General features: G+C 72.0%; 18 protein-coding genes. 14 read left to right on the top strand and 4 right to left on the bottom strand.

What is annotated here, in order from left to right; genetic code table 11:
* From Mterra_RS22265 to Mterra_RS08475, 13 genes are all read left to right on the top strand, one after another.
* Positions 1 to 1,122 (top strand): glycoside hydrolase family 2 protein (locus tag Mterra_RS22265; RefSeq protein ID WP_218022910.1); only part of this gene is annotated, 1,122 nt, incomplete at its 5' end.
* The gene (locus tag Mterra_RS22260) at positions 1,122 to 1,742 is read left to right on the top strand and encodes a DUF624 domain-containing protein (RefSeq protein ID WP_170159604.1); all 621 of its coding nucleotides are present in this window, start codon (positions 1,122 to 1,124) and stop codon (positions 1,740 to 1,742) included. The genes Mterra_RS22265 and Mterra_RS22260, both read left to right, overlap by 1 nt.
* Positions 1,739 to 2,638, top strand: a complete 900-nt coding sequence (locus tag Mterra_RS08525; RefSeq protein ID WP_119314811.1) for an ROK family protein — start codon at positions 1,739 to 1,741, stop codon at positions 2,636 to 2,638. Before Mterra_RS22260 ends, Mterra_RS08525 begins: the two co-directional genes overlap by 4 nt.
* Before the next feature lie 10 nt (positions 2,639 to 2,648).
* Entirely contained in the window at positions 2,649 to 3,461 is an 813-nt protein-coding gene (locus tag Mterra_RS08520) for a sugar phosphate isomerase/epimerase family protein (protein ID WP_119314810.1), read from the top strand.
* The gene (locus tag Mterra_RS08515; protein ID WP_119314809.1) at positions 3,458 to 4,540 is read left to right on the top strand and encodes a Gfo/Idh/MocA family protein; all 1,083 of its coding nucleotides are present in this window, start codon (positions 3,458 to 3,460) and stop codon (positions 4,538 to 4,540) included. The genes Mterra_RS08520 and Mterra_RS08515 overlap by 4 nt, the downstream gene beginning before the upstream one ends.
* Before the next feature lie 10 nt (positions 4,541 to 4,550).
* A complete protein-coding gene (locus Mterra_RS08510; RefSeq protein WP_119314808.1) occupies positions 4,551 to 5,153 on the top strand; it encodes a D-sedoheptulose-7-phosphate isomerase in 603 nt (200 codons plus the stop codon).
* Between the two features lie 74 nt (positions 5,154 to 5,227).
* The gene (locus Mterra_RS08505; RefSeq protein ID WP_119314807.1) at positions 5,228 to 6,676 is read left to right on the top strand and encodes a sulfatase; all 1,449 of its coding nucleotides are present in this window, start codon (positions 5,228 to 5,230) and stop codon (positions 6,674 to 6,676) included.
* Positions 6,677 to 8,452, top strand: a complete 1,776-nt coding sequence (locus Mterra_RS08500; protein WP_119314806.1) for an MBL fold metallo-hydrolase — start codon at positions 6,677 to 6,679, stop codon at positions 8,450 to 8,452.
* Positions 8,445 to 9,776 (top strand): protein O-GlcNAcase, encoded by a 1,332-nt coding sequence (locus Mterra_RS08495; protein WP_119314805.1) that lies wholly within the window; start codon positions 8,445 to 8,447, stop codon positions 9,774 to 9,776. Before Mterra_RS08500 ends, Mterra_RS08495 begins: the two co-directional genes overlap by 8 nt.
* Entirely contained in the window at positions 9,767 to 11,071 is a 1,305-nt protein-coding gene (locus Mterra_RS08490; protein WP_119314804.1) for an amylo-alpha-1,6-glucosidase, read from the top strand. Before Mterra_RS08495 ends, Mterra_RS08490 begins: the two co-directional genes overlap by 10 nt.
* Positions 11,072 to 11,253: 182 nt before the next feature.
* Positions 11,254 to 11,694, top strand: coding sequence for a hypothetical protein (locus Mterra_RS08485; RefSeq protein ID WP_119314803.1), 441 nt, complete (start codon positions 11,254 to 11,256; stop codon positions 11,692 to 11,694).
* Entirely contained in the window at positions 11,691 to 12,995 is a 1,305-nt protein-coding gene (locus Mterra_RS08480; protein WP_119314802.1) for a four-carbon acid sugar kinase family protein, read from the top strand. Before Mterra_RS08485 ends, Mterra_RS08480 begins: the two co-directional genes overlap by 4 nt.
* Complete coding sequence (locus Mterra_RS08475) at positions 12,988 to 15,126, top strand: glycoside hydrolase family 3 N-terminal domain-containing protein (RefSeq protein ID WP_119314801.1); 2,139 nt, start codon at positions 12,988 to 12,990, stop codon at positions 15,124 to 15,126. Before Mterra_RS08480 ends, Mterra_RS08475 begins: the two co-directional genes overlap by 8 nt.
* Before the next feature lie 279 nt (positions 15,127 to 15,405).
* On the opposite strand, the gene Mterra_RS08470 is transcribed toward Mterra_RS08475, so the two are convergent.
* Positions 15,406 to 16,410 carry a BON domain-containing protein gene (locus Mterra_RS08470; protein WP_119314800.1) on the bottom strand — a complete coding sequence of 335 codons (1,005 nt, stop codon included), beginning with the start codon at positions 16,408 to 16,410 and terminating at the stop codon, positions 15,406 to 15,408.
* Between the two features lie 318 nt (positions 16,411 to 16,728).
* Here Mterra_RS08470 and Mterra_RS08465 point away from each other — a divergent pair, with 318 nt between their 5' ends.
* Positions 16,729 to 17,091, top strand: a complete 363-nt coding sequence (locus Mterra_RS08465) for a response regulator (RefSeq protein ID WP_119314799.1) — start codon at positions 16,729 to 16,731, stop codon at positions 17,089 to 17,091.
* A gap of 225 nt (positions 17,092 to 17,316) precedes the next feature.
* On the opposite strand, the gene Mterra_RS08460 is transcribed toward Mterra_RS08465, so the two are convergent.
* The 3 genes from Mterra_RS08460 to Mterra_RS08450 form a co-directional block, all read right to left on the bottom strand.
* Positions 17,317 to 17,685, bottom strand: coding sequence for a response regulator (locus Mterra_RS08460; RefSeq protein ID WP_119314798.1), 369 nt, complete (start codon positions 17,683 to 17,685; stop codon positions 17,317 to 17,319).
* Positions 17,686 to 17,772: 87 nt separating this feature from the next.
* The gene (locus Mterra_RS08455) at positions 17,773 to 18,141 is read right to left on the bottom strand and encodes a response regulator transcription factor (protein ID WP_119314797.1); all 369 of its coding nucleotides are present in this window, start codon (positions 18,139 to 18,141) and stop codon (positions 17,773 to 17,775) included.
* A gap of 140 nt (positions 18,142 to 18,281) precedes the next feature.
* Positions 18,282 to 20,104, bottom strand: a 1,823-nt coding sequence (locus Mterra_RS08450; protein ID WP_119314796.1) for an ATP-binding protein, incomplete at its 5' end; no start/stop codon positions are given.

Below are 20,104 nucleotides of genomic sequence, written 5' to 3'. Positions count from 1 at the left end.
CTGCCCACCTCGCCCAGCGGCCCCGAGTACGACCTCTCCCTGCAGGTGGCCCTGGAGCGCCCCCACGACCTGCACGACGTGCACGGCCCCTGGCACTACCGGGGCCTGCGCGACACCTACGCCCCCTTCCACCGCTCCACCGCCCTCTTCCACAGCGAGTTCGGCTGCCAGGGCGCGGCCTACCCCGCCACCCTGCGCCGCTTCGCCGGCGAACAACACCCCTTCCCCCCGGACGACACCAACCCCCTCTTCGTGCACCACGGCGCCTGGTGGCTGATGCGCCACCGGGTGGAGGAGGTGTTCGGGCCGGTGGCCGATTACGCGAGCTACTGGCGGCTCTCCCAGGCCCTGCAGGCCGAGGTGATCCGCTACGCCGTCCACGCCAACCGCCGCCGGTACCCGGCGTGCAGCGGCGCGTTGGTCTGGCAACTGGGCGAGCCCTGGCCGGGTGCCCACAACACCGCGCTGGTGGACCACTACGGCCACCCCAAGCTGGCCTACTTCGCGGCCAGCAGCGCCTTCGCCCCGGCCTTCGCCGGGCTGTGGTACGCCACCCCCCAGCAGCCCGAGCGCCTGGAGTTCACCCCCGAGGTGCTGTGCGACCGGCCTTTCGCGGGGCGGCTCGAGCTCGAGGTCCGCGGCCTGGAGGGCGCGTTGCTGGAGCGGCTGGAGTTCCCCGTGGCCGCCGAGCGCCACCAGGCGCTGGGGCCCTACCGCCGCCCCTGGGCCACCCCCGCCGTCCTGGCGCGGGTGAGCCTCCGGGACGAGCGGGGAGGGGAGGTCTCGCGCAACGAGTACCTCTTCACCCGGAGCACCCTCGAGCCCCTGCGCTCCCTCCCCGCGACGCGGCTCGAGGTCGAGCTCGAGGGCGGAGGGCTGGCCGTGCGGAACGCCGGGGCGGTCCCGGCGTACTGGGTCGCGCTCGAGGCCCTCACCCCCGGTTACCACGTGCGGCCCGGCGACGGCGGCTTCCACCTGCTCCCCGGCGAGCGGAGGCGGCTGGGCCTGGAGGCGTGCCGCCGCGCCTCCCCCGACCCCGACACCCTGAACGCGCCCGTGGAGCCCCTGCGCCTGCGCCTGGGGGCGCTCAACGCGCCCGGGCACCGGCTGGAGGTGGGCTAGTGGAGTTCCTGCGCTCGCTGGTGCAGGGGGCCGTCCTCACCTGGCGGCACCTGCCGGAGCTGATCGCCGTCAACCTGCTGTGGCTGGCCTTTAGCTGGACGCTGGTGGGCTTCGGCCCGGCCACCCTGGCGGCCTACGACTGGCTGGCCCGCCACGCCCGCGACGCGAAGGAGCTGCGGCTGAAGGAGTTCTTCCCCCTGCTGCTGCGGCACCTGTGGGCGGGGCTGGGGTGGGCGCTGGCGCTGGCGATCCTGCTGGCGCTGGCCTACGCCAACCTCACCTTCTGGCCGCGGGTGCTCCCGCCCTTCGCCCTGGCGGTGGCGCAGGTGTTCTGGTGGTACGTGCTGGTGCTGTGGCTGGCCCTACAGCCCTACGTGCTCGAGAGCCTCACCCTCGAGCCCGGCCCCCTGCCCTCCCGGCTGTTCGTGGCGCTGGCCCGCTTCTTCCGCGAGCCCCTGACGGCGCACGCGCGGGTGCTGGTGCCGGTGACGCTGCTGTGGGTGGGGCTGCAGTTCAAGACGCTGATCCCGCTGGTGCTGGTGGGGGTGGTCCTGCTGTTTTTCACGGTGAGCGTTAAAGCGATGTACGTCCCGCCACAACCCAAGGAGGAGGTTGCATGATCGCAGCCGGTATCGATTTCGGGGGGACCAAGCTGATGCTGGGCTTCGTGGACCAGGCGGGGCAGATCCTCGGCCAGCAGACCTTCCCCACCCCCAAGGAGCGCGGCCCCGAGGGCGTGGCCGACTTCGCGCTCGAGAAGCTGCACGCGCTGGGGCGTTCGCGGGGGATCGAGCTCGAGCGCTGCGTGGGGGTGGGCTCCACGGTGCCCGCCCTCGCCAACACCAAGGCCGGGATGCTGCTCTACGCCCCGGCCCACGGCTGGTGGGACGTGCCCTTCGCGCGGATGCTCGAGGAGCGCTTCCGCCTCCCCGCCCGCATCGCCAACGACGTCAACGCCTGCGCCTTAGCCGAGCTGCGCTTCGGGCTGGGGCGGCAGTTGCGCAATTTCTTGTGGGTGACGGTCTCGACCGGGGTGGGCAGCGCGCTGATCCTGGAGGGGCAGCTCTACGAGGGCTCGGGGGCGCTGGCGGGGGAGATCGGGCACTTCGTGCTCGAGCCCGAGGGTTATGAGTGCGGCTGCGGGATGCGCGGCTGCGTGGAGGCCATCGCGGCGGGCCCGGCCATCGCCCGGCGGGCGCGGGAGCTGGGCGTGCAGGCGGCCGACGCCCGGGAAGTGGCCCGCCTCGCGGCCCAGGGCGACCCCAAGGCCAAGGCGGCCCTGCGCGCCAGCGAGGACTACCTGGCCCAGGCCTTCAGCTACGCGGTCAACCTGCTCGACCTCGACGCGGTGGTGCTGGGCGGGGGGGTGAGCCAGAGCCTCGACCTGGCCTACGTCGAGCGGGCCATGCTCGCCAAGGTCATCATGCGCGAACGCCGCAAGGTGCGCGTTCTGCCCACCACCCTGGGGTACTCGGCAGCCCTGGTGGGGGCCGCTTCGCTGGTGCTGCCGGGGTGAGGAGAGCGCCTTGAACAATCCCGTCGTCTTCAACACCGCCAACTTCGCCTACCGCCAGGCCGGCTACCCCGGCGTCAGTGACTGGGGGCTGGCCTGCCGCACCACCCGGCTCTACCTGACGCCGCTGGAGACCTACGAGGAGCGCTTCGACGCCATGGTGGCCGAGGTGCAGGCGATGGGCTTCGACACCCTCGACCTCTGGACCGAGCACCTGGCGCTGCGCTGGCTCACGCCCGAGCACGTCGAGACCGCGGCGCGGGTGTTGGGGCGGCGCGGGATGAGGGTGGTCTCGATGGCCGGGGGCTTCGGGGCCACGGTAGAGGAGTTCGACCTCTCCTGCCGCATCGCCCGGCGGCTGGGCGCGCGCATCCTGGGCGGGGGCCTCGACCTGCTCAAGAGCGACCGCGCGGCGGTGGTGGAGAAGCTCGAGCAGTACGACCTGGTCTACGGCTTCGAGAACCACCCCGAGAAGACCCCACAGGAGGTGCTGGAGAAGGCCGGCGACCCTGCGGGGGGGCGCATCGGCGTGTGCATCGACACCGGCTGGTTCGGCACCCAGGGCTACGACGCCGCCGAGGCCATCCGCCGCCTGGGGGGGCGGTTGGTCAACGTCCACCTCAAGGACGTGCTGCGCGAGGGCACCCACGAGACCTGCCGCTACGGGCGGGGGGTGGTGGGCATCCGCCGCTGCCTGCAGGCGTTGAAGGAGGTGGGTTACAGCGGCCCCATTGACGTCGAGCACGAGCCCGAGGGCTTCGACCCCGAGGCCGACCTCAAAGCCAGCCACGCCCTGCTGCGGCAGTGGATGAAGGAGATCGCATGAAACCGCTCAACGTCGCCATCGTGGGTTGTGGGGTCATCGCCGGGCCCTACAGCAAGGACATCCTGACCCACCCCGAGCTCGAGCTGGTGGGCTTTTACGACCTCGACCCGGCTCGAGCCCAGAAGCACGCCGCCGAGTACGGCGGGCGGGTCTTCGGCTCGTACGAGGAGGTGCTGGCCGCGCCGGACGTGGACGTGGTGGTGAACCTGACCATCCACCACGCCCACCACGCGGTGGTGAAGCAGGCCCTCGAGGCGGGCAAGCACGTCTACGGCGAGAAGCCGTTGGCGATGAGCTACCGCGAGGCCGCCGAGTTGGTGCGGCTGGCGCAGGACAGGGGTTTGCGGCTGGCCTGCGCCCCCATCGTCTTCCTGGGCGAGGCCCAGCAGACCGCCATGCGCTGGGTGCGCGAGGGCAAGCTGGGGACGGTGCGGATGGTCTACGCCGAGGTCAACCACGGGCGCATCGAGGTCTGGCACCCGGCCCCCCAGCCCTTCTACGAGGTGGGGCCGCTGTTCGACGTGGGGGTATACCCCCTGACCGTCCTCACCGCCCTCTTCGGCCCGGCCCGGCGGGTCAGCGCCTACGGCACCACCCTCAAGCCCGACCGCCTGACCAAGCGCGGGGTGCCCTTCCGGGTCGAGGGCCCCGACTACCTGGCGCTGCACCTGGAGTTCGAGGGCGGCCCGGTGGTGCGGCTCACCGCCAACTTCTACGTCTCCCACCGCACGGTGCAGGGCGAGGGCATCGAGTTCCACGGCGACGCGGGCTCGCTGCACCTGGTGCGCTGGTTCGAGCGCGACGCCCGCCTCGAGTACGCCGACTTCGAGAAGCCCTACGAGCCCGTACCCCTCGACAAGACCCCCGAGCGCGGCTTCGACTGGTCGGCCGGCCTGCTCGACATGGCCGAGGCCATCGCCCAGGGCCGTCCCCAGCGGGTCACCGGGGCCCAGGCCGCCCACGTGGTGGAGATCCAGGAGGCGGCCTACCGCTCCATCGAGACGGGCCGCCCGGTCGAGCTGACCTCGAGCTTCGAGGTGCCCGCCCCCATGCCCTACGCGGCGGCCGAGCAGGCCTGAGGGCCGTGCCATGACCGGGCCGGGCATCCGCGAGTACCTCCAGGCCGTGCAGGGCGCCCTCGAGCACGTAGACGCGGGGGCGCTCGAGCGGGCCGCCGACGAGCTGTACCGCGCGTGGGAGGGGGGGCGCCAGGTCTTCGCCTTCGGCAACGGGGCCTCGGCGGCGCTGGCGAGCCACATGGCCGCCGACCTGGGCAAGCTGACCGCGCCCGACCTGGGGCAGGGGCCGTCCGTGAGCGGGGCCAGGCGGCTGCGGATCACCAGCCTGGGCGACAACGCCGCCTGGCTGACCGCCCTGGGCAACGACGTGGCCTACGCCGACGTGTTCCTCGAGCAGCTCAAGAACCACCTCCAGCCCGCCGACGTGGTCATCGGCATCAGCGGCTCGGGGGGCTCGGAGAACGTGCTGCGGGCGCTCGAGTACGCCTGCCGCGCCGGGGCCAGGGTGATCGGGTTCACCGGGATGCAGCCCCGGTCCGAGGCGATGAAGCCCTTCTGCGCGGTGCTGGTGCAGGCCCCGCTCGAGATGCTCGAGCAGATCGAGGACCTGCACGTGGTCTTCCACCACGCCATCGCCCGGCGGCTGTACGCGCGGGTAAAGGAGGCCCGGTGACGTGGTCCTACGCCGTACGCGAAAGGACAAAGGCGTAGGGCGTAGGACGTACGGCGCAACGACGGGGAACTGACATGCGCTACCTCTACATCGACGTGGACTCCCTGCGGGCCGCCCAACTGGGCTGCTACGGCTACCCGCGCCCCACCTCGCCCACCCTCGACCGGCTGGCCGCCGAGGGGGTGCGCTTCGAGCACTGCTACGTCTCCGACGCGCCCTGCCTGCCCTCCAGGAGCGCTTTGGCGCTGGGCCGCTTCGGGCTGAGGAGCGGGGTGGTCAACCACGGCGGGCTGGTGTCCGAGCCCTTCCCGCTGGGCCCGCGGCGGGGGTTCTCGGGGGCGCCGGGCTTCGAGACGCTGTTCCAGGCCTTCCGGCGGGCCGAGTACTACCCGGTCTCCGTCACTCCCTTCCCTAACCGCCACGTGGCCCCCTGGTTCACCCTGGGCCTGCGCGAGTGGCACAACACCGGCAAGGGCGGCTTCGAGCTCGCCCACGAGGTGAACGCGGTGGCCGAGCCCTGGCTCGAGGCCCACGCCCGGCAGGACCGCTGGTTCTTGCACGTCAACTACTGGGACGCCCACACCCCCTACCGCCTCCCCGACGAGCTGCCCAACCCCTTCGCCGGCTTCCCCGAGCCCGGGTGGCCCACCCCGGAGGTGCTCGAGGCCCACTGGAACAGCTACGGCCCCAACAGCGCCCAGGACTCCCCCGGGGTGTGGGCCAAGCAGGTGCCCCGCGCGGGCGTGCCCCACCAGATCCGCACCCGCGCCGACCTCGCCGCCTGGGTCGCGGCCTACGACATGGGCATCCGCTACGTGGGCGACCACGTCGCCCGCCTGCTGGCGATCTTGGAGCGCGAAGGGGTGCTGGGGGAGACCGTGGTCGTCATCAGCGCCGACCACGGCGAGAACCAGGGCGAGCACAACGTCTACGGCGACCACCAGACCGCCTGCTCGCACACCTCGAGGGTGCCCTTCGTCGTGCGGGGACCGGGCTTCGAGGGCGGGCGGGTCAACCGGGGCCTGCACTACCAGTTCGACCTCATGGCGACGCTGCTGAAGCACGCCGGGGGCGAGGTCCCGGCGGGCTGGGACGCCCGGCCCCTCGCCAGCCCCGACGACCCCGGACGCCCGGCGCTGGTGGTCTCGCAGATGGCCTGGACCTGCCAGCGCAGCGTGCGCTGGGGGAAGCACCTCATGACCCGCACCTACCACGACGGCTACAAGGAACTGCCCGAGCTCGCGCTCTACGACCTCGAGGCCGACCCCCACGAGGAGCGCGACCTGGCCGCGAGCGAGCCCGCGCTGGTGGCGGAGGGCCTGCGCATCCTCGACGGGTGGAAACACGCCCTGCTGCAGGACACCCAGGCCCCCGAGCCCTACGACCCCATGTACGTGGTGCTGCGCGAGGGCGGCCCCTGGCAGGTGCGCGGGCGGCTGCGCTGGTTCGCCGAGCACCTGCGCCGGACCGGGCGGGCCCACCACGCCGCGGCGCTCGAGGAGCGCCACCGGGGGGAGCTCTAGATGCGGCCGATCCTTCCCGGCCTCTACCGCCACACCGATTCCTCGCACGTCTACGTGCTGGCGCGCGGCGGGCGGGCCCTGCTGATCGAGGCGGGCAACGGCTCGGTGTTCGAGCGGCTGGGCGAGGCGGGGGTGGAGCAGGTGGACGCGGTGCTCCTCACCCACCACCACCGCGACAGCGCGGGCGGGGCGCAGGAGGCCGTGCGGCGGGGCGTCCCGGTCTACGCCCCCGAGGGCGAGCTCGAGTGGCTGCGCGACGCCGAGGGCTACTGGCAGCGGCGGCAACTGCTCAACAACTACGACCCCCGCGAGCACCACCGCACCCTGCTGGAGAACCTCGAGGCCCATCCCCTGCGCGACTACGGCACCTTCCGCTGGGGCGAGACCGCGATCCGCGTCCTGCCCACGCCGGGCCACACCCTGGGCTCGGTGACGCTGGGGCTCGAGTGGGGCGGGCAAAAGCTGGCCTTCAGCGGCGACCTGATCGCGGGAGCCGGGCAGGTGTGGTCGCTGGCCGCGACCCAGTGGACCTATAACGGCGGGGAGGGCCTGGCGGGGAGCATCCTCTCGCTGCTCGACCTGCACGAGCGCGGCTTCGGGCTGCTGCTGCCCACCCACGGCGAGCCGCTGGGCCCGGAGGCCGTCCCGCCCACCGTCGAGCGGCTGTGGGAGCTCATCCGGCTGCGCCGCCACAACCCCCGGCTGCTGCAACTGCGCGAGCAGCCCTTCGAGGCCATCACCCCGCACCTGCTGGGCAGCCGCACAAGCACGGCGAATTATTACGTGCTGCGCTCCGAAAGCGGCAAGGCACTGCTCTTCGACTTCGGCTACGACTTCATGTTCGGGGCCCCCAGCAGCACCGAGCGGGCGGCACGGCGGCCCTGGCTCTACACCCTGCCCGCGCTGAAGAGGCAACACGGCGTCGGGCAAATCGAGGCCGTGATCCCCACCCACTACCACGACGACCACGTGGCGGGCGTCAACCTGCTGCGTGAACAGTACGGCACCGAGGTCTGGTGCGCCGAAAACTTCGCCGACCTCCTCGAGCGCCCCCACGCCTACGACCTGCCCTGCCTGTGGTTCGAGCCGATCCCGGTGGACCGCCGCCTGCCGCTGGGGACGCCGCTGGAGTGGGAGGAGCACCGCCTCACCCTCCACGCCCTGCCGGGCCACACCCGCTACGCGGTGGCGATCCTGCTCGAGGCCGGCGGCCAGCGCGTGCTCGTCGGCGGCGACCAGTACAGCGACGCCGACGGGCTGGGCCTCAACTACGTCTACCCCAACGAGTTCCGCCCGTCCGACTACGCGCGCAGCGCCGAGCTCTACGCCCGCTTGCGCCCGGACCTGATCCTCAGCGGGCACTGGGAGCCCTTCTCCCCCCACGCGGGCTACTTCGAGGCGCTGCGGGAGCGGGGGGAAGCCCTCGAGCGCCTCCACGCCGAGCTGGTGCCGCTCGAGGCCCGCGCCTGGGCCAAGGCCCACCCCTACCGCCTGGACCTGTCCCGCGAAAGCGGGCTGAGCGTGCGCGTGTTCAACCCCCACCCCACCCCCCAGACCGCCCGCCTCTACCTGCGCCTGCCCCCCGGCCTGGAGGCCGACCGCCTCGAGGACGCGCTCGAGCTGCCCCCCGGCGGCGAGGCCGCGCTGGCCTTCCGGCTGACCGCCCGCGCCGCGGGGCTGCGCCGGGCGCGGGTGGGCGTCGGGCTGTGGCTGGGCGGGCGCGACTACGGAACGATTGCCGAGGCCCTGGTTTCGACGGAGGAGAAGGATGTTTGAGATTCGCGGAGTGCTCGAGGGCTTTTACGGGCGGCCCTGGTCGTGGGCCGAGCGGCGCGCGATGGTGGACTTCGCCGCCCGGCACGGCTACAACCGCTACTTCTACGCCCCCAAGAACGACCCCATCCACCGCAACCGCTGGCGCGAGCCCTACCTCCCCGCCGAGATGCGCTGGTTCGGGGAGCTGGCCCGGCAGTGCGAGGCGGGCGGCCTGAGGCTGGTGTTCGGGCTCTCCCCGCTGGAGTACCGCTACTCCGGCGAGGCCCACTGGCGCTCGCTGCTCGACAAGGTGCACGCCGCGCAGGCCGTGGGTATCCGCGACTTCTTCCTGCTGATGGACGACATGCCCGACCGCTTCCGCTACCCCGAGGACGGCGAGCGCTTCGGCTCGCTGGGGGAGGCCCAGGCCTGGCTGTGCGGGCGGCTGCGGCAGGAGGTGGCGGGCGAGCTGTACTTCTGCCCCACCGAGTACCACGGCGCCGGCGACTCGCCCTACCTGCGCACGCTGGGCGAGCGCCTGGACGGGGGCGTCGAGGTCTTCTGGACCGGGCGCGAGGTGTGCTCGAGCGTCCTCCGCACGCCCGACGCCCACGCCGTGTCCGCCGTGCTGCGCCGGCCCGTGGTCTACTGGGACAACTACCCGGTCAATGACGTGGACATGCGCTACGACCCCCACATCCGGCCCTACCGGGGCCGCGACCCCGACCTGGACAGCGCCTGCAAGGGCATCGCCCTCAACGCCGCGCTCCAGGCGGAGGCCAGCAAGATCGCGCTGCACACCGCGGCGCAGTACCTCGCCGACCCCCAGGCCTACGACCCCGACGCCGCCTGGGACCGGGCGCTGCTCGAGGTCACCGGCGACCCCGCCGACGCCGAGGCCGTGCGCACCCTGGCCGACCTGGCCCGCAAGAACCCCCTCGAGCCCGGCCGGCACCTCGACAACGCCCTGCGGGGGCGGCTCGAGGGCTTCTTCGCCGCGCCGGTCACGCCCGAGCGGGTGGGGGAGATGCGGCGGCTTTTCGAGGGACTCGCCCGCAGCGCCGAGCGCCTGGAGAAGCTGCACAACCGGGCCCTCGCCGCCGACCTGGCCCCCTGGACGCACAAGCTCGCGGGCTGGGCCGAGGTCGGGCTGCGGGGCCTGGACGTCCTGGAGGCCCCTTCCGAGGCCAAGGTGGAGGAACTGCTGGGGGCCATCTTCCGGGTGCGCGAGAACTTCCACTGGGTGGGGGGTGACCTCTTCGACGTCTTCGCCCGCGGGTGCGCGCGGGCCGCGCTCGAGCCGTCGCTTTCCCAGGCGGGCGGGGGGTGGCTGGAATGGAAGTGACCCTGCAGGAGACCGCCCGGCAGAAGGCCCAGGAGATCCTCTTCCGCAACGGCAGCCCCATCGGGCTGCTGGGCTCCTCGCAGGCCTACAAGCAGGTCTGGGCCCGCGACAGCATGATCTGCGGCCTGGGCCTGATGCTCAGCGGCGAGGAGGGCCAGGCCATCCACCGCGCCAGCCTGCGCACCCTCCAGGCCTACCAGAGCCCCCTGGGCAACATCCCCCACAACGTGGGCTTCACCGGCATCCCCGACCCCGCGCTCATCGCCCACGGCGGGGCCTTGAGGGTGGGCGACGACCCGCCGAAGGTGGTCGTAGACACCGCCCACGCCGGCTGCATCGACAACAGCCTGTGGTTCATCCTGGGCAACTACTACACCTTCATGACCGACGGCGACCTGGGGCGCCTGCGCTCGGCGTGGCCCGCCGTCCTCCGGGCGCACACCTGGCTGCGCTACCAGGACTCCAACGAGTGCGGGCTCCTGGAGGTCCACGAGGCCATGGACTGGGCCGACCTCTTCGCCAACCGCTACAACAGCCTGTGGCCCAACGTGCTGTGGTTCGCGGCGCACAAGGCGCTGGGCGCGATGGCCGAGGCGCTGGGGGAGGGCGCGGGGCCCTACCTCGAGGCCGCCGAGGACATCCGCTTCAAGGTCAACACCCTGCTGTGGGTGGGGCCGGAGGTGAGCAAGGACCTGGAGTGGGTGGAGAACCACCGCAAGGAGTGGCTCTACCCCATCCGCCTCACCACCACCCACCTGCAGGAGCGCCCCTACTTCCTGCCCTACATGGCCTTCCGCGACTACTGCGACCGCTTCGACACCTTCGGCAACCTCGCCGCCGTCCTCTTCGGGCTGGCGAGCGAGGCCCAGGCCGATAAGATCTTCGACTTCATCCGCACGCGCGGCGTGGACCGGCCGCACCCCATCAAGGCCATCCACCCGCCGGTGATGCCCGGCGACCCCGACTGGCGCGAGTACTACCGGCTCAGGAACCTCAACCTGCCGCACCAGTACCACAACGGCGGGGCCTGGCCCTTCATCGGGGGGTTCTACGTGGCGGCGCTGGTCAAGGCGGGGCGGCTGCAGGAGGCGGGGCGGCAGCTCGAGCGCCTCGCCGAGATGAACCGGATGAGCCGCAGCGGGGGGGAGTGGGACTTCAACGAGTGGTTCCACGGGGAGTCGGGGCAGCCCTCGGGCTTCGCGGGGCAGAGCTGGTCGGCGGGGATGTACGTCTACGCCTACGAGAGCGTGCGGCGCGGGGAGTGCCCGGTGTTCAACGCGGGGTTCGGATGGTGAGCGAGTTTATTGCCCCTGCGGGTGGGGAGGGGTCTGCTCGCGGTGTTTTGCATCGGCGACCTTCGGGGCGCCCTCAGGGGTATAGGGGGGCAGGGTTCGACCCCGGGGGAGTGGCGGTACGCCATAGCCGCCGCGCGGCGGTTTACTCGAGTGAAGCGGCGGCCGTAGGGACAACGCGCGCGTTGTCCCTACTACACCCTGCGGCGCTGCGCTGGCGCTACCGGCTGTTCAGCGGGGCCAGCGTCGGAAAAGCCGAGGCGACGCGCCGTGGCCTCTACGCCCGCCGCATCTCCCGCATCTGCTTCCAGGACTTCCGCGAGGTGAAAGAACCCTACACCGGCGCCGCGGGGGGGACGCTGGCGCGGCTGGAGGGCCCGGTCATACCCTCCACCCTGCGGGCGGCGCGGGACGGCAGGGGCTTCGTGCTGCGGGTGAAGGAGGTCGAGGGCAAAGGCGGGGAGGCCCGCTTCTGGCTGCCGGGGCGGCGCGTGGCGCGGGCCTGGGCCACTGACCGGCTCGAGCGCGAACGCCGGCCGCTCGAGCCGGACCCCGGCGGGGGCCTGCGCTTCCCGGTCAAAGCCCGGGGCCTCGCCACGGTGCGCCCCGAACCGGAGGGCGCATGAGGCCGCGGGTGGGCGTGGTGGCCGACGACGTCACCGGCGCGGGCGACATCGGCGGGCTGTTCGCCGAGCACGGCTACGCGGTGCGCGTCTTCGGGGCCGAGGCCGACCTGGGGGCGCTGCCCCGCCTCCTGGAGGGCCGGCGCTGCGACGTGCTGGTCGTGGACACCGACAGCCGCTTCCTGGGCCCGGAGGAAGCCGCCGGGCGGGTGGCGCGGGCGGCTCGAGCCCTCCAAGGCCTCGGCTGCACGCTCTTGTGGAAGAAGACCTGCTCGGTGTTCCGCGGCAACGTGGGGGCCGAGTTCGACGCCCTGCTCGACGCGCTGGGCGCCGGCTTCGGGGCGGCGGTGGCGGCCTTCCCCAAGAACGGGCGCACCACCGTCCACGGCGTCCACTACGTGCGGGGCGTGCCGCTGGACGAGTCCGAGTTCAAGGACGACCCCGTTCACCCCACGCGCACCGCCAAGCTGCTCGAGGTCGTCGCCGCCCAGTCCCGCCGGCCCGTGCACAGCCTGCCGCTCGAGGCGCTGCGCGAAGGGCGGGCCGAGGAGGTGCTCGAGGCCGCCCGGCGGCAGGGGGGCTACCTGCTGTGCGACTGCCAGACCCAGCACGACCTCCACGCCCTCGCCCGCCTGCTGCACGCCGAGCCGGTGCTGCTGGGCTCTTCGGCGCTGGCGGAGGAGTTGCCCCGCTTCTGGGACCCCCCCGAGCCCTTCGACCCGCTGGCCGGGGTGGACCTGGGCCCCGCCGGCAACGCGCTGGTGGTGGCGGGCAGCGTGATGCCCCAGACCCGCGCCCAGGTCGAGGCCTTCGTGGCGGCGGGCGGGGCCGAGCTGGTCCTGGGCGGGGAGGAGGCCCTCGCGCGCCCGGAGCGGGCTCGAGCCGCCCTCGCCGAACAGGCCGTGCGGCACCTGCGGCGTGGGGAGAGCGTGCTGGTGCGCTCGGAGAACCACCCCGAGGCCGTGCGGCGCACCCGCGAGCGCGGGGAGGCGCTGGGGCTGGGGGGCCTCGAGGTCAGCCGCCGGGTCTCCGGGCTGCTGGCGGAGGTCGCCCGTGAGGCCCTGGCCCACACCCCCGTGCGCCGGCTGGTCGTGCTGGGCGGCGACACCTCGGCCAGCGTGTGCCGGGCGCTGGGCATCCGCCAGACCGTGGTGCTGCGCGAGATCCAGCCGGGGCTGCCCTCGAGCCTGGCCGTGCTGGAGAAACCTTTGCTGCTGGTGCTCAAGTCGGGCTCCTTCGGCCAGCCCGACTTCATCCTGCGGGCCCTGGAACACCTGGAAAGCCTGAGGTCAAGCCATGACTGAAACCCTGCCCTTCCGCGACCCCGCCCGGCCCCTGGACGAGCGCGTCCGGGACCTCGTCTCCCGCATGACCCTGGAGGAGAAGCTCTCGCAGATGACCCACCCCGCCCGGGCCATCCCCCGGCTGGGCGTCCCGGCCTACAACTACTGGAACGAGGCCCTGCACGGCGTCGCCCGCAACGGCCGCGCCACCGTGTTCCCCCAGGCCATCGGCATGGCCGCGACCTGGGACCCCGCGCTCATCCGCGAGGTCGCCGGCGCCATCGCCGACGAGGGCCGGGCCAAGCACCACGAGGCGCTGCGGCAGAAGGGGGAGACCGACTGGTACCAGGGCCTCACCTTCTGGTCGCCCAACGTCAACATCTACCGCGACCCCCGCTGGGGCCGCGGCCAGGAGACCTGGGGCGAGGACCCCTTCCTCACCGGCGAGATGGGCAGCGCCTTCGTGCGCGGCCTGCAGGGCGACGACCCCAAGTACCTCAAGGCCGCCGCCTGCGCCAAGCACTTCGCGGTGCACTCCGGCCCCGAGAAGCAGCGCCACGGCTTCGACGCGCGGGTGAGCCTGCGCGACCTGCACGACACCTACCTGCCCGCCTTCCGGAAGCTGGTGACCGAGGCCAAGGTCGAGGCGGTGATGGGGGCCTACAACCGCGTCAACGGCCACCCCTGCTGCGCCCACCCCTACCTGATGGGCGAGGTCCTGCGCGGGGAGTGGGGCTTCGGGGGTCACTTCGTCTCCGACTGCTGGGCCGTGGCCGACTTCCTCCACGGCCACAAGATCGTCTCCGACGCGGCCGAGGCCGCCGCCATGGCGCTGAAGGCGGGGTGCGACCTCGAGTGCGGCGACGTCTACCGCAAGCTGGGCGAAGCCCTCGAGCGCGGCCTCCTCACCGAGGCCGACCTCGACGCCGCCCTCTCCCGCCACCTCGCCACCCGCTTCAGGCTGGGCATGTTCGACCCGCCCGAGGCCGTGCCCTACGCCCAGACCCCCATGAGCGTGGTGGGGAGCGAGGCCCACCGCGAGCTGGCCTACCGCGCCGCCGTGAAGTCGGTGGTGCTGCTGAAGAACAAGAACGGCATCCTGCCGCTGCGCGGCGTGCGCAGCGTGGGCGTCACCGGCCCCAACGCGGCTGCCGCCGACGTGCTGCTGGGCAACTACCACGGCCTCTCCGACCGGCTCACCACGCTCTTGGAGGGCGTCGTGGCCCGCGTCCCCGAGGGCGTGCGGCTCGACTACCGCCTGGGCACCCAGCTCGTCCACGAGGCGGCCTACCCCATCCGGGGCTTCCCGCCCGAGCTCACCTCCTGCGACGCGGTGATCGCCTGCATGGGCATCTCCCCGCTGCTGGAGGGCGAGGAGGGCGAGTCCATCGGCTCCGCCGAGAAGGGCGACCGCAGCCGCGTCGAGCTGCCCGAGGTGCAGGCCGAGTTCCTCCGCAAGCTGGCCGCCGCCGGCGCCCGGATCGTGCTGGTGCTCACCGGGGGCGGCCCCGTCGCGCTGGGCGACCTCGAGGACCTCGTGGAGGCCGTCGTCTTCGTGTGGTACCCCGGCCAGGAGGGCGGGCGGGCCGTCGCCGGCGTGCTCTTCGGCGACGAGGCCCCTTCGGGCAAGCTCCCCGTGAGCTTCCCGCGCTCCACCGCCGACCTTCCCCCCTTCGAGGACTACTCGATGAAGGGGCGCACCTACCGCTACGCCGAGGCCGAGCCGCAGTTCCCCTTCGGCTTCGGACTGAGCTACACCGCCTTCGAGTACCAGGGCCTGAAGCTGGAGAAGGATCGCCTGCGGCCGGGCGAGCCGCTGCGCCTCGAGGCCACCGTCGCCAACACCGGCCCGGCCGCGGCGGAGGAAGTGGTGCAGTGCTACCTGCACGACCTCGAGGCCAGCGTCGTGGTGCCGCGCTGCAAGCTCGTGGGCTTCACCCGCGTCGCCCTGGAGCCTGGCGAGTCCCGCACGGTCGCCTTCACCCTCACCCCCGAGCAGATGAGCCTGGTGGACGAGGACGGCAAGCTGCGCCTCGAGCCCGGCGAATTCCGCGTGACCGTGGGCGGCTGCTCCCCGGGCGGACGGGGGCTCGAGCTGGGCGCGCCCCGGCCGGTTTCGGCGGTTTTTACCGTGGGGAGTCATAGCCGATAGCCGGGCGCGGGGCGTACGTCCTAAGTCGTACGTCCTACGTCGTACGCAAAACGCAAAACGCCAAACGCAAAACGCCAAACGCCAAACGCAAGACCCTTCAGCGGGGTCAATCATCCACTGGGGTTGCGCCCTACCCCACAGGCTGGCTGCAGCCCCACTTCCCAAGGGACACCAAACCACAGCACCGCAGACCAACCCCGTCCCCGCCAGCGCAAAGGGAAAAGGGGCGAACGCGAGGTTCGCCCCTCCTGGGTTCGGGTCTTCGTAGACGCCCGGAGCCTAACGCTGGCCCTGGCTGCGGCCGCGTGAGCCTCTTTCGCCGCCCTCCTGCTGCCCGCCCTGCTCGGCCTGGCTGGTGGTGTCCGACTGCCCCTGGCCCTGCTGCTTGACGCGGATGTTGTTCTGCACGTCGCGCACGCCGGTGCACATCTCGGCGATCTCCTCGGCACGGCGCTTCTGCTGCCGGTCGGTCACGGTGCCCGTGAGGGTGACCTCGCCGCCCGACACCTGCACCTCGATGTCGCTGGCGTCAACGTCCCAGGCCTCCATGAGGCGGTCGGAGACTTCCTCGCGGATGCGCTCGTCGCTGCGCTGGTAGCCCTTGGGGCCTTTGCCGTAGTGCTGGCCGCGGGCGCCCTGGCCCATGCCCTGGCTGCCCTGCCAGCCCTGACCGCTGAAGCCGCCCTGGCCCTGACCGCCCCAGGTCTGCTGGCCGCCCTGCCAGTCCTGCCCGTAGTGCGAGCCGCCGAAGCGGCCGCTGTACCCGCCGGTGCCGCCCTGGTTGCCGTAGCCGCCGTACTGGTCGCTGAAGCCGCCCTGCCAGCCCTGGCCGCCCTGGCCCCGTTGCCCGCCCTGCCCGCCGTATTGATCGCCGTAGCGGCCGCCCTGGCCGTACTGATCTCCACCGTAGCGGCCGCCCTGGCCGTAGTGGTCACCGAAGCGGCTGACGCCGCCTTGGGTGCTGTAGCGCCCCTCGTCCTCGTAGCCGCCATAGCCACCCCGGCGGCCCCGGCCGAACTCCTCACGGCCCCGGCCGACGTCCTCGCGCCCGTAGCTCGAGCGGTCGTAGTCCTCGTCGTAGCGGCCGCCGTAGCCCTGGCCTTCCGAGTAACGGTCCTGGCTCATGTAGCGCTCGTCGCCCCGGTCACGGTCGTAGCGCTCGGAGCGCCCGTAGCGGTCCTCGTCGCCTTCGTAGGCGTCGGTGCGGCGGCCGGAGGTCTGGTAGGTCTCGCGCTCGTCGCGGCGGTCTTCGCGGTCGTAGCGGTCGGTGTTGCGCTTAGCCATAGACTTCCTCCTCTGGCGGTAGCTTCACCGCCGGATGGCTCAAAACGGTGCTGCGCTCGAGTTTGGGCCCAAATCCGAAGCTTAGCGAACATACCATAAGCGCGTTTGCTGAACGTGGCCTGAGTGCCGATACAGACGCGATTTTTGGCATTCTAAAGTGTTAACCCTTAAGGGTGTTACGCCCCTGCCCGGGCGGGGCATGGATAATCAAGGTCGGGGCTTTTTCGTCGTTTACCGTGAGGTGGGCCCGCGATAGCCGAAACGGCTTCAGGCCAACCTCAGCATTGACAGCCACATTGAGGAGGGCGGGGCCGGACCGTGGCACTGATTCTGGTAGTGGATGACGAGGCGAGCATACGGTCTTTTCTGCGCAGAACCCTGAGCCTGTACGGCCACGAAGTGATGGTGGGGGAGACTGGGTTGCAGGCGGTGGAGATTACCGCCGAGCGATGTCCCGACCTGATGATCCTCGACTACAACCTGCCGGGCCTCGACGGCCTCGAGGTGCTCGAGGCCGTCGCCCGGCGCTGCCCCTCGCACAAGGTGCTCATGCTCACCGGGCGCGAGGACCACGAGGTGGAAGACCGGGCCGTGGCGCTGGGCGTGGGGGCCTTCGTGCAGAAGCCGATCGACCTGAACCGGCTCATCGCTCTGGTGGACGCCCTCCTGGAGAGCCCCTGATACCGGCTTCACAAAGCTACGCTTCAAATCCGTCAGGGGTACATCTTCGTGAAGCCCAGGGCACTCCCTTCGGCCGGGGTGGGTAGCCTCCCATCGGGAGGCTACCCACCCAAACCTGGTATGACACCGGCCTCAACGAGATAACCTGATTTAACCGAAAAATCTATCGGGGTTTTCGCTTCGTCCGGGTCCGGAGGATCATTCCGGGAGCGGCACGACCCGGGCTCAGCCGCTGGCGGTGCCCAGGACCCCCTGGACCACGTCGAGCAGACGCTGGGGGTCGATGGGCTTGACCTCGAACCGGTCGGCGCCTAAGGCCAAGGCCTCGCGCCGCACCTCGGGGTCGTCGTTGGCGGTGAGCAGGATCACGGGCAGGCCGGGCCGCTCGAGCTTGAGCTGGCTCAGCACGGTCAGGCCGTTGGCCCCGGGCAGCCAGTAGTCGAGGATGACCACCTCGGGCCGGTACTCGCGCACCGCCTTCAGGCCCTCCTCGCCGCTCAGCACGCTCTCGACCTGGAAGCCGGCCACCCGCAGCACCCGCCGCAGGTAGCCCTGGATCATCAGGCCGTCTTCAATGATGAGAACCCTCGCCATCAGCCGTGCCCTGGTCGCTGCGGGCGCATGGCCCGGGCAATTCGCGTCTTGAACAATGGATCGCTCACAATCCTGTCGCCGGCGACCTCACGCCGAGTTCGTGCCCCCCAGCAGCCCGTTCACCGTGTCGAGCAATTGGCTGATGTTGACGGGCTTGACTAAGTAGGCCGTCGCCCCCACCAAATCCTCGGGCTGGTTCTCCTCCTCGTCCTTGGCGCTGAGCACCACCGTCTTGAGCGCGATGCCCTGCGCGTCCAGGTGCTGGAGCACCTCTTTGCCGTCGAGGCCCGGCATCATCAGGTCGAGGATGAGCAGGTCGGGGCGCTCGGCCTCGAGCCGGTGCAGGCACTCCTCCCCTGAGGCCAGGGTCTCCACCGCGTAACCGGACAGCCCGAGCGCGCGCTGCAGGAAACGGCGTACCGAGGGGTCGTCATCCACCACGAGGATACGCTTCATGGCTTCCTCATCCTGGCTGAACTAAGTCTATAGCAAAGCCAAGGCCATACATTAGAGCCGGTGCTTCAGCTCAATCAGCAAAAAAAGGATAAGCCAAAGGAGGCAAGGCGGGGAACACCCCCGCACGGGCGGAGCCGCTTCTAGCACTCCCCAGACGGCCGCTCGGGCGGGGTGAGCGGCAGGCGCACGAAGGCGGCGGTGCCCCGGCCCAGCTCGCTCTCGAGCCGGATGTCCCCCCCGTGGTACTCCACGATCCAGCGGGCGATGGACAGCCCCAGCCCCGTGCCGCCCGGGTCGCGCGAGCGGGAGACGTCGGCGCGGTAGAAGCGGTCGAAGACGTGGGGCAGGTCGTGGGGGGCGATCCCGACCCCGCTGTCGCGCACCCAGAACTCGGCCCAGCCCTGCGCCTCGCGCCAGCCCAGCCAGACCTCCCCGCCCTCGGGGGTGTACTTGAAGGCGTTCTCCAGCAGGATCAGCGCGAGCTGCTTGACGCGGTCGGGGTCGGCGACCAGGGGGAGCGGGGGGCCGGGCTCGAGCCACAGCCGGTGCTCGCGGCTGAGGTGACGGGCCTCGCCGGCGGCCTGGCGCAGCACCTCGCCGAGCTCCACGCGGGCGAGGCGCAGCGGCACGCCGGAGTCGCCGCGCGCGAGGGTGAGGAGGTCGTTGACCAGGCGCGACAGCCGGGCCGCCTCCTGGGCCGACTCGCGCAACGAGGCCTCGCGCTCCTCCGGGGGGATGTCCTTGAAGAGCGTGAGCAGCTCGAGGTTGCCCAGGATGGCGGTGAGGGGAGCGCGCAGCTCGTGCGAGGCGTCGGCGACGAAGCGGCGCTGGGCCTCGAGCGAGCGGCGCAGGGCCTGGTCGGCCTGGGCCCGCTCCACCAGCGGCCACACCCGGCCCGCCACCTCCTGCACCAGCCCCACCTCCTCGGCGTGCCAGTGGCGCGGCCGGGCGCTGGCGAGGTTCATCACCGCCACCCACTCCCCGCGGTAGAACTGCGGGACGCTCACGAAGGCCCGCACCCCGGTCTGCCGGTAGTTCGCCGCGAGGGCCGCGGTGAAGGGGTGGGCCTCCACGTCCTCGACCCGCAGGGTCTCGCCCCGCCGGTACGCGGCCTGCCCCTCCGGGGCGATGAGGTCGGCGACGGGGTAAGAGCCGGCCAGGCTCGGCAGCCCCGCCGACCAGTCGCGCAGCACCGTGAATCGCTCGCCCTCGATGCGGGCGAAGTGGCAGCGGTCTACGGCGAGGTACTCGCCCAGGGCGCTCGAGGCCGCCGCCAGGATCTCCTCGGGCTCGCCCAGCGGGCGCAGGCGGGCCTCGAGGTCGAGCAGGAAGCGGTCGTCGAGCTCGGCGCGCTTGCGCTCGGTGATGTCTTCGATGTAGCCCACCCACTCCCGGACCTCGCCGCCCGGGCCCAGCATGGGCACCGCGCGCGCGAGGACGTGGCGGTACTGCCCGTCGTGGCGGCGCAGGCGGTACTCCATCTCGAAGGGCGAGCGGTGGACCAGCGCCTCGCGCCAGGCCGCGGCCACCGGCTCCCGGTCGTCGGGGTGGACCGCGGCGAAGCCGCCGAGGTCCTGGTACTCCTCGAAGGTCTGGCCCGTGAAGCGTTGCCAGCTCTCCTGCCTTCCCTTGAAGCGCCCGTCCGGCTCCGCGCTCCAGATGATGTTGGCCGAATTCTGCACCAGCAGGCGGTAGCGCTCCTCGCTCGCGCGCAGCTCCTCGTAGAGCCGGGTGCGCTCGAGGGCTTGGGCGCAGAGGTCGGCCAGGGTGAGCACGAAGGCCCGCTCGGCCGGGTCCCACTCCAGCTTCCCCGCGAAGCTGAAGTTGAGGCTTCCCACGACCTCCCCGCCCACCCACAGCGGCAGGCTGACCCCGGCCTCGCTGCCCAGGGCACGGATGTCGGCCTCGAGGTGGGGGTACTGGCGGGCGAAGTCCTCGCTCGAGCGCATCCAGCGGGGGTGGC

Source organism: Calidithermus terrae, assembly GCF_003574345.1.
Lineage (GTDB): Bacteria > Deinococcota > Deinococci > Deinococcales > Thermaceae > Calidithermus > Calidithermus chliarophilus.
Note: the sequence above shows the minus strand (reverse complement) of the source record. Positions and strands in the feature narration are given on the sequence as shown.